The following is a 9,848-nucleotide window of genomic DNA, read 5'->3' as shown; positions in this document are numbered from 1 at the left end:
GTGGTGGTGTTTTTTTTTTTTTTATTGTTTGGTGCCATATAAGTGTGGTTGGTTGTTGGTGTTGTGGTCGCTTTATCCTTCCACAATCCCCCCACGCTCGGATCAGGCAACCACCAGAAACCCGAATCGCCACTCACGACCACCCCGACCAACGCGGCCCCGGTTACTTCTCGATGGCGTACGCCTCGATCTCGACTTTCATCTTCGGGTCGAGCAGCGCCGTGACCTCGACCATGGTGGCCGCGGGCAGCACGTCGCCGAAGGCCTCGCGGTGCGCCCGCGCCACCAGTTCGGCGTCCTTGATGTCGGTGACGTAGGTGACCGTCCTGACCACCGCGGCCAGGCTCGAACCGGCTTCCCTCAGCGCGGTTTCGATGATCGAAAGCACGGCCGACGCCTGTTCGTACGCGTCCCCGGAACGGAACGGTTCCCGCGCCGTCGTCCCGGACACGTGGATGTGGTCTCCGACGCGCACCGCCCGGCTGTACCCGAAGATCTGCTCGAAGTCCCCGCCGGAAGAGATGTTCACCCGCTCAGTCATGCCCGAACGAAAGCACAACGACGGCCGGAGCGGAACAGGATTCGCATCACCCATGATCAGACACGTTCAGGTGGCACCTCGGCTTTCGAGTTGAGGCTCGCGGTACGGCTTGTAGCGTCGGGCTGAGTTCGCTCGCCACCGGGAGGCTCTTCGTGGTCGTCGCTCAGCGCCGGCGTCGTGCACTGAAACCGTTGTCACGCCGGGTTTTGTCGGTCGGCACAGTGCTGGCGATCCTCTTCGGAACCCTGGTCACGCCGGGGGCGGCTCAGGCGGCGACCTGGTCGGTGCAGGGTGAGAACGACCCGTCGACGTTCGACTGCGACCATCTGTACTACAGCAACTTCCGCTCCGGCATGCAGTTCCGCGCAGACGCCTCGGGGGACGCGGAGATCCAGAACACGGTGATCAGCAAGCGGGCGGGCGCGGGCCTGCCGGACTACTGGTCGACGAACATGGCGCTGGGCAAGGACCCGGACACCGGCCGGGTCGCCGCCTTCTACTCCAGCTACACCACCGGGAATCTCACGCTCTACAAGCATGTTTCGGGCACGAACACCGTCACCGACGAGATCGCCGGAGGCGAGTCCCGCAAGCTCCCCTCCGGGGTGAACTGGGGTGGGCTCGGCGCCGACCCCGCGTCCGGGATGCTTTACGGCGCGCAGAACGGCGGGGCACCGGTGCTGTTCGCGATGAATCTGGCCAGCGGCGCGACGAAGACCTTCTCCCGCGGGTCCACGCTGAAGCCCGTCCCGGCGAACGACCCCGTGTTCGCCGGCGGCTCGCTCGTCCCCGACCTGTTCGTCGATTCCTCCGGCGGCGTGTACTACGGGATCGTCTACGGCGGTCAGAGCTACATCTACCGATTCGACCCGGACACCGGCGAGACCACCCAGGCGGTGAAGGTCACCGGACCAGGATCGTCCAACGGCTTCAACAACTACGGCATGGCCTTCCTGAACGGGTCGATCTACCTCGGCTACTACGGCGGCGCGCTGTACAAGGTCGATCCGCGCACCGGCGTCTCCCGGCAGGTGCCCGGCGGCAACGCGCACACCAACCAGATCGGCCGGATCACCTCCGAATCCGGCGGGACCTGGCCCATCACCGACCTGGCCAGCTGCTCGATCGCCCCGGATCTGACGAAACGGCTCGTGGTCACCAAGAAGGCCGACAAGACCGATGCCAAACCGGGCGACAAGGTCACCTACACCGTCACCGTCGCCAACGAGGGAACGGCGACGGCGCCCGGGACGGTCGTCACCGACGATCTGTCCGGCGTGGTGGACGACGCTGCCTACAACGACGACGCGAAAGCCGTGTCCGGCGGCGCCGAGCAGGCGAAACCCCAGTACGACGCCGCGGGGAAGCGACTGACCTGGACCGGCGACCTCGGCCCCGGCGCGACCGTGACGATCACCTACTCGGTGACAGTCGGTTCGCCACCGGGCGGCGACAAGAAGCTCGGCAACGTCGTGACCGTCCCGGACAGCAACTGCGCCGAGGGCGGGAAAGACCCGGATTGCGCCGCCGACGTCACCGTGGCGACGTTGAAGATCGTCAAGACCAGCACGCCGAAGAAACCCATGTCCGGCCAGAAGGTCACCTACACGATCAAGCTCACCAACGACGGCACGGCCGACTGGACCGACGCCACCGCCGTCGACGATCTGTCCGATGTGGTCGACGACGCGGCGTACGGCAATGACGCCACCGCGACCACCGGTGCCGTGAACTACACCGAGACCGACAAAACCTTGCGCTGGGCAGGCACGGTCGGCAAGGGCACCACGGTCACGATCACCTATTCGGTGACCGTCGCGAACCCGCCGGGCGGGAACAAGCGGCTGACCAACGCGGTCGTCGGGCCCGACGGCTCCACCTGTCCCGAAGGCGGTACGGACCCGGATTGCGGCACGGACGAGCCGATCAACGGGGTCGTGATCACGAAATCGGCCGCTCCGGATTCGGCCAAACCCGGCGACGTCGTGACCTACACGCTGACCGCGCGCACTCTCGACGGTTCGGCCGCGGCCGGGGTGACGCTCACCGACGACCTGTCCGGCGTCGTCGACGACGCCACCTACAACGGTGACGCCGTCGCCAAGGCCGACGGGACGCCCACCCCGGCACAGCCCGGCTACGACAGCGCGACCACGACGTTGACCTGGACCGGGGACATACCCGCCGGGAAGACGGTCACGATCACCTATTCGGTGAAGGTCGGCACGCCACCGGCCGGGGACAAGGTGCTGCGCAACGCGGTCACCGGACCGGACGGCTCGACGTGCCCGCCGGGAAGCACGGACCCGGCCTGCGGCACGGTCACCCCGATCGGCGCCCTGGAGATCAAGAAGACGGCGAGCCCGGCCTCGGCCATGCCAGGGGACAAGGTCACCTACACCGTGAAGGTGCGCAACGTCGGCGCGGCGGCCTACCCGGGCGCCACTTTCACCGACGACCTGACCGGTGTCCTCGACGACGCCACGTGGAACGGCGACGCCTCCGCCACCGCGGGTGACACCACCTTCGACGAACCGGGCCGGAAACTCACCTGGAGCGGTGACCTCGCCCCGGGAAGCACGGTGACGGTCACCTACTCGGTCACCATCGGCAAACCGCCTGCCGGGGACCGGCGGCTGACCAACGTCGTCGTCGGACCGGACGGCTCCACCTGCCCGCCAGGTGGATCGGACCCCGACTGCGCGACCGAGACCCCGATCGGCACGCTGGTGCTGGCCAAGACCGCGGCACCGGCGAGCGCGAAGCCGGGCCAGATCGTCACTTACACCGTGACCGCGAGCAATCCGGGGACCGGCGTCTATCGCGGCGCCCGGTTCACCGACGATCTGAGCGGGGCGCTGGACGACGCGACCTACAACCGGGACGCGCGGGCCACCGCGGGTGGCGTCACGTACACGGAACCGGACGTGACCTGGACGGCGGACCTTCCGGCGGGCGCCACGGTGACCATCACATATTCCGTCACCGTGAACCAGCCGCCCGCCGGGGACCGGACGCTGCGCAACGCGGTGACCGGCACCGAAGACTCGACCTGCCCGCCCGGCTCGGCGGATCCGGACTGCTCCACCGTCACCCCGGTCGCCGCTCTGCGGATCGTCAAGACCGCCGAGCCGTCCGCTCCCCGGCCGGGCGAGCGGCTCACGTACACGGTGCGCGTCCAGAACACCGGCGCCGCGGCCTATCCGGGAGCGCGGGTCGCCGACGACCTGACCGGCGTGCTCGACGACGCGACCTACAACGACGACGCGACGGCGACCGGCGGCACCACCGGCTACGAGGCCCCGGTGGTGACCTGGACCGGTGACGTCGCGGCCGGTGCCACGGTGACCATCACCTATTCCGTCACCGTGAACCGCCCGCCCGGCGGCGACAAGAAGCTCACCAACGCCGTCGTCGGGCCCCCGGACGGCAACTGCCCGCCGGGTTCGGCCGATCCGGACTGCGGGACGGTCACGCCGGTGCCGTCGCTGAAGATCCGCAAGACCGCGACTCCCGAAGAGGTCAAGACCGGGGACACGATCACCTACACCGTCACCGTCGAAAACGTCGGCGCGGCAACGGATCCCGCCGCGTCGTTCACCGACGACCTCTCCGGCGTGCTGGACGACGCGACCTACAACGGTGACGCGAAGGCGGACACCGGCACGGTGACCGTCACCGTCGTGAAACCGGCCCTGACCTGGACCGGCTCCCTCGCTCCCGGAGAGAAGGCCACCGTCACCTATTCGGTCGTCGTGACCAACAAGGGCGACAAACGCCTGGTCAACGTGGTCACCGGTGACGGCTCCAACTGCGAAGAGGGCTCCGAAGACCCTGACTGCCGCAACGAACTGCCGACACCGGCGCTGCGCATCACGAAGTCGGCCGCCCCGGCGGTGGCCGCGCCGGGCGGCAAGGTCACGTACACGGTGGTCGTGCGCAATACCGGTCAAGCGCCTTATCCCGGTGCTTCGTTCACGGACGACCTGACCAAGGTCCTCGACGACGCGACCTACGGCCAGGACGCGAAGGCCACCGCGGGCACCGTCGCGTACACGGAACCGAAGCTGACCTGGACGGGCACGGTCGCTCCCGGTGCGACGGTGACCATCACCTACTCGGTCACCGTGGCGAAACCCTTGCGAGGGGACCACTTCCTGGACAACTCCGTCGTGGGTGACGAAGGAACCAACTGCCCGCCGTCAGGGCAGCGGGATCCCGCCTGTTCCACCCGCACCCCAGTGCTCTCGATGGTCATCGTCAAATCGGCGTCGCCGTCGACCGCGGTCGCTCCCGGCGGCAAGGTCAGCTACACCCTGTCCATCACCAATACCGGGACCGGCGCCTACGAAGACGCCGTCGTGACCGACGACCTGAGCAATGTCCTCAGTGGAGCGACGTACAACGGTGACGCGAAAGCGACGAGCGGATCTGTCGAGCTGAAGGGGAAGCAGCTTCGCTGGTACGGAAAGCTCGCGGTGGGGCAGAAGGTCGCCGTGACGTATTCGGTCACCGCCGGTTCCGGGGAAGGGAAGTTGCGCAACGCGGTCACGTCCACCACGCCCGGCGCCAACTGTCTCACCCCGGACGAACCTGGCTGCTCGACCGAAACGCCGGTCACCCCGGGCGAGCCGCCGACACCACCGGTCGACCCGACACCACCGGTCGACCCGACACCACCGGTCGACCCGACACCGCCGGTCGACCCGACGCCACCGGTGGATCCGCCGGATCCCGTCCGGCCGCCGGGTCCGGGGCCGCTGGCCTCCACCGGTTCGCACACCGGTGATCTGCTCGCGCTGGCTTTCGCCGCTTTGCTGGCAGGGGCGTGGATGCTGCGGTACGCCCGCCGCCGGGCTCGCTGATCAACGACACGAAAAAGCCCGGTGCGGGTGTCCTGTGTGGACACCCGCACCGGGCTTGAGTCCTATCCGGTCACTCGTCGCCCTCCGGCGGCTTCTCGTTCGCGGCGGGCGGGATGCCCTTCGTCAGTTCGACGATGGTCTTCCCGGCCATGCCCGACGCGCCGTAGGTCGGGTCGCTGAGGACCTTGACCGTCTTTTCGAGAGCGTCCGCGACCTTGGGGAACTTCTTGTGCAGGTCGCCGATCGGGAAGGAGTTCCAGTAGTCGAACTTCGCCATGAGGGCGTCGTAATCTTTTTTGGACAGTTGGTCGACGGGGAGTTTGTCCAGCTCCTTCGTCAGCTTCTCGCGCACGATCCTGAGCGGCATGTCGCTGAGCTTCTCCGGCTTGCCGTCCGGCTTCGGGGGCTTGCCGTCCGGCGTGCTGTCGGCGGGTGGTTTGCCGGGCGGGCCTTCGATCGGCTTCTTGCCAGGGGGCATCGGGTGGCCCCCCCTTGGCGGGGGCTTGGGCAGCTTGATCTTGCCGCCACCGAGCGTCAGCTTGACGACGTCGTCGGCCGCGCCGCGCGTCTTGACCAGGATCTTGATCATCTCGCCGAGCTTCTTGGCGCAGTCGGCGATGGCCTTGGCGATCTTGGCGATCGCGACGCCGACCGTGGTCATGATGGAGGTGATCGCCGCGATGATCGAACCGCCGAAGGTGACGGGCGCGAGCGCCACCGCCACGATCGCGGCCTTGAGGATGCCCGCCAGGGTCATGGCGATGATGTCGCGGACGATGCCGCGGACGGCGCCGATGATGGCACCGGCGATCCCCATCTGCTTACCGGCGAGATTGAGGTAGTCCGACAGGGCGTCGATCTGGGCGCTGACGCCCTGCATGTCGGAGATGAAGGTGTCGGCCGCCTCGCCCTTCCACTTCTCCGTCAGAGCTTCGGTGGCGGTCTTGTGGTCGGCCGCCCACTGCTTGACTTCCTTGCCCTCTTTGTAGATCGCTTCCTTGGCCGCCTCGATGCCCTTCGGGTCACCGAGCAGGAAGTCGAGCGGCCAGCGGAAGATGACGATGTGCTCGATCAGCCAGCCGATCCCGGCGGTGAGCAGCGACCCGATCGGGTCGACGACCATGCCGAGGATTTCGATGGCCATACCCGCCGAGGCCAGGCCGATGCTGAGCTGGTCACCGGAGTCGACGGCCTTCTTCAGCGCGAAGGCGGAGTCGAAGAAGCCCGCGCCCGCGGTGTCACCACTGCCCGCGAGGAAGTTGTTCTTCTCGTCCTTGAAGTCGTCGGCCTTGGTGCCGCTGCCGTTCCCGAAATCGTTACGGTGGTACTCGTCGCTCACTTGACCTTCACCTCCTCGATGCCGTCGCCCGCCGCGTTGATCAGCTTCTCGGTTTCCTCTTCGTTGGCGTTGTACTTCTTCGCGGCGTCGCGCACCCTGTCGGAGAACTCCTTCACGTTCTCCGAATACTTGTTCAGGTGGTCCCGCGCCTTCCCGCAGTGCATGCTCGCGCCGGCGCCGTAGATCTGGCCGCCGAAGATGCCGAAGATGCCGGGGTCCGCCACACAGCTGCCCACCATGTCGGCGCTCTGCTTCAGCGCGTCCTCGAGCTTGTCGAGGTGAGTGGCGAACGCCGTCATGTCCTCTGTCTTGACTTTGAATCCGCTCACCAGGGGCTCATTTCATCGTCGTCGGGAGTGGCCGGTCGGCGGGGTCGGGGCGACGCGGGAGGCGGCTGCTGCGCGGGGCGGCCCGGCTGCTGCGGCGGCGGATAGCCCGACGGCGGCGGAGGCCGGTAACCCGCCGGTGGCGGCGGTTGCCGGTAGCCGGGCGGCGGCCGGTGCCCGGCCTGCTGACGCGGATCCTCGTGGTGCGCCTCCGGCGCCCACTTGTCCTGTGCGGACTCGTCCTGGGCGCCTTCCTCTTCCTCCACCTTCGGCAGGAAGGTCCGGACCAGCTGGGCGGCCTCGTCCTCGCCGTTGATCTCGGTGTAGGACTCCGTGACCTTCTCGACCGTCTGGCGCTGCGCCTTCCGCACGGTCTGCATGACGATCGAGGAGAGTTTGGCGGGGCTCATCGAGGTCGCCCGGTTGCCGAACTCGATGGCGCTCAGCGAGCCGTTGGCCTCGACAGTCACCTTCACCGTGCCGTCGGGCGACTGCACCGTGGACGCCGAGGCGGTGAACGCCTCGGACAGGGCCTTGGCCTTCTCTTCGAGTTTCTTGGCCTCTCGCTCCAGAAGGAGGGCGAAGTCCTCACCTGCATCGAAATTGGGTTGCATGCGTCGCCTTGGCTCGGTTCGGATCGGGCACGAATGGTGGGGTTGGCGAGAGAGTCGGAGACGCCGCGGGAACACCCCAGCTTTCACCCGGGAGGGTAGACCAGTCGTTTCCGGTCCGCAGCGAACCCCGGCGCGCCTTCGCGGCCGGCCGAAAGCCGGTTCGCTCCGTATCGTTATCACCGGGTGGAGACCCGGGCAACCTTCGCTGACCAGGGTTTGCCCGAAAGGTCGGCCCGGGTGCCGGATCAGGCGACAGTGCGGTGGAAAGGCGATGTGATGGGAACCGGACCGGTCGTGCGGAACGCCCTAAGGGACGACGTCATGGCCATCTGCCGTTTCGGAGAGGTGCACGTTCGAGCCCACTACGCGCCGTTGATCGGTGAAGAAGCCGCCGCCCGGCAGATCCGGATGTGGTGGCACGAGACGAACATCGCCGGTGCCGTGGCACGAGGAGCGGTGGTGGTCGCCGACGACGGCGGGCACCTGGCCGGTGTCGGGCAGCGCGGTCTCGACGGCGAAAACCATGTGATCTACAAGCTCTACGTGCATCCTCGCCATCGTGGTGGCGGGCTGGGTGTCCGGCTGCTCGACGCCCTCATAGGACAGTTGCCCGAGGGCGCCGAGCGGCTCTACATCGAGCATTTCGCGGCCAACGAACGGGCTGGCGCGTTCTACGAGCGCGAAGGGTTCACTGTGGACAGGATCGAACCGAGTTCCGCCGGAGACGTGGTGTGGCGCGTCCGGGAGCTTCGCTAACGGAGGTTCCGGGCGACGGGCCCGTCGAGCCAGCGGTCGACCTGACGCTGACCGCGCAGGCGGACGATGACGAGGTCCGGGTAGCGGTCCTCCTCGATGACCTTGTGCACGCGGGCCCGGATCATCGGGTGATAGCGCCAGGCGAGCCTGATGATGTGATCGCGATCGGTGAAAAAGGTGTGCAGCGGGCCTTCGACGTTGCCACCGGCGATCTTCGAACCGCGCCCGACGCGACGCTTCAGCGTCCGGACGACGGCGCGGGTCATCGTCATGACCCGCGGGTGATCGAGCCAGACCAGCACGTCCAGCCGTTCGGTCAGCCGCTCCCGGACCTCTTCGCCCTGCCACTCGATGGCCCACTCGTCGCCCTCGATGAACGCCAGGACGTCGGCCTGCCAGGTCTCCCGCACCGTCCAACCCGGACCGTGGAAGAAGGACTCGAATTCGACGAACGGCAGTCCCATGCGCTCGCACAGGGTTCGGGCCAGTGTCGACTTCCCGGATCCGGCGGGGCCCGCCACCGCGGCCCGCCGGATCCGCCGTCCTGGAAGGGCGTCGTCCGGCCCGATGATCTCCATGCCCGGGAGCATAGGGAGTGACAGGGGTGGGCCCCTACCGGTTTTCGGCGGCCTTCTTGAGGTCTCGCAACCAGATTTCGAGACCCTGGCCGAGCATTTCGGTGGAGCCCGGCACGTCCTTGTCGACCTGCGGACCGGTGTGGCTCTCTTCGGTGCGGACGATGACGCCGCCGCGGACCTTCACGAAGTTCCAGACGTGGACACCGTCGATGTGCATGCCGCCGGGGCCGTCGAGGGGACCGGTCCAGCGGAGGCACTTGCCGGGCTGGAGCTGCCGGACGGTGGACACGATGGTCACGTCACCGGGCGGGTACGGCATGCCGGGCGGGACGGGGATGGTCCATCGGAACCGGGAACGCTCGCGCAGCGGGCCGGGGTCCAGGCGTTTCATTTCGACCGGGATGACGGGGTTCTGCCAGGTCGGCCAGGCCTCCACATCGGTCTGGAGATCCCAGATGGTGCGCAGGGGTGCCTTGATGAAGGTCTCGGTCCGGTAGTGCACCTTGGCTTTCCGGTCGATGCTTTTTCCTTGGCAGGTGAGGGAAGACGGCTGGGAACCGTGGGTGGTGGCTTGAGCGGGAGCGGTGGCGCTCAGGACACCCGCGAGGGCCAGCGGGACCGTGAGCAGGGCGGCGCGTGCGCCGAACCGGCGGCGTGTGGTCTTCGAGGTCATGACCTTCTCCTTCGTGACGCGTTAGCCGTTGTCGCTATAGTTAGAAGCTATAGCTCATTCCGGTGAGCGTCAAGAGCAAACGTGAGAAGGTCTAACTGCTGGATCGTGGAGTACATGAAGGCCCCCTTCCTTGCGCTAGGCGCAAGGAAGGGGGCC

Annotated in this window: 8 protein-coding genes; 2 read left to right on the top strand and 6 right to left on the bottom strand. The window is 67.4% G+C overall.

Annotated features, from left to right (window positions below):
- Window positions 1-163: 163 nt before the first annotated feature.
- Window positions 164-541 carry a RidA family protein gene (locus ACFWMR_RS41045; RefSeq protein WP_229907774.1) on the bottom strand — a complete coding sequence of 126 codons (378 nt, stop codon included), beginning with the start codon at window positions 539-541 and terminating at the stop codon, window positions 164-166.
- A gap of 191 nt (window positions 542-732) precedes the next feature.
- On the opposite strand from ACFWMR_RS41045, the gene ACFWMR_RS41040 reads away from it, so the two are divergent.
- On the top strand, window positions 733-5,406 hold the full coding sequence (locus tag ACFWMR_RS41040) for a DUF7927 domain-containing protein (RefSeq protein WP_378382294.1): 4,674 nt from the start codon (window positions 733-735) through the stop codon (window positions 5,404-5,406).
- A gap of 70 nt (window positions 5,407-5,476) precedes the next feature.
- Here the strand turns inward: ACFWMR_RS41040 and ACFWMR_RS41035 are convergent, their stop codons facing one another.
- Genes ACFWMR_RS41035 through ACFWMR_RS41025 form a run of 3 tightly spaced genes read right to left on the bottom strand, consistent with a single transcriptional unit; the run spans window position 5,477 to window position 7,685 of the window.
- A complete protein-coding gene (locus ACFWMR_RS41035) occupies window positions 5,477-6,745 on the bottom strand; it encodes a hypothetical protein (protein WP_378382293.1) in 1,269 nt (422 codons plus the stop codon).
- The gene (locus tag ACFWMR_RS41030; RefSeq protein ID WP_378382292.1) at window positions 6,742-7,074 is read right to left on the bottom strand and encodes a hypothetical protein; all 333 of its coding nucleotides are present in this window, start codon (window positions 7,072-7,074) and stop codon (window positions 6,742-6,744) included. Before ACFWMR_RS41030 ends, ACFWMR_RS41035 begins: the two co-directional genes overlap by 4 nt.
- Complete coding sequence (locus tag ACFWMR_RS41025; RefSeq protein WP_378382291.1) at window positions 7,071-7,685, bottom strand: YbaB/EbfC family nucleoid-associated protein; 615 nt, start codon at window positions 7,683-7,685, stop codon at window positions 7,071-7,073. The genes ACFWMR_RS41030 and ACFWMR_RS41025 overlap by 4 nt, the downstream gene beginning before the upstream one ends.
- 276 nt (window positions 7,686-7,961) lie before the next feature.
- Here ACFWMR_RS41025 and ACFWMR_RS41020 point away from each other — a divergent pair, with 276 nt between their 5' ends.
- On the top strand, window positions 7,962-8,441 hold the full coding sequence (locus ACFWMR_RS41020) for a GNAT family N-acetyltransferase (protein ID WP_378382290.1): 480 nt from the start codon (window positions 7,962-7,964) through the stop codon (window positions 8,439-8,441).
- On the opposite strand, the gene ACFWMR_RS41015 is transcribed toward ACFWMR_RS41020, so the two are convergent.
- Together ACFWMR_RS41015 and ACFWMR_RS41010 are read right to left on the bottom strand one after the other, a co-directional pair.
- Complete coding sequence (locus ACFWMR_RS41015) at window positions 8,438-9,019, bottom strand: adenylate kinase (RefSeq protein ID WP_378382289.1); 582 nt, start codon at window positions 9,017-9,019, stop codon at window positions 8,438-8,440. The genes ACFWMR_RS41020 and ACFWMR_RS41015 overlap by 4 nt on opposite strands.
- Window positions 9,020-9,053: 34 nt before the next feature.
- Entirely contained in the window at window positions 9,054-9,692 is a 639-nt protein-coding gene (locus tag ACFWMR_RS41010) for an SRPBCC family protein (protein WP_378382288.1), read from the bottom strand.
- Between the last annotated feature and the right edge of the window lie 156 nt (window positions 9,693-9,848).

This window comes from Amycolatopsis thailandensis (assembly GCF_042723255.1).
GTDB lineage: Bacteria > Actinomycetota > Actinomycetes > Mycobacteriales > Pseudonocardiaceae > Amycolatopsis > Amycolatopsis thailandensis.
This window is presented reverse-complemented; position numbering and strand designations above follow the sequence as displayed.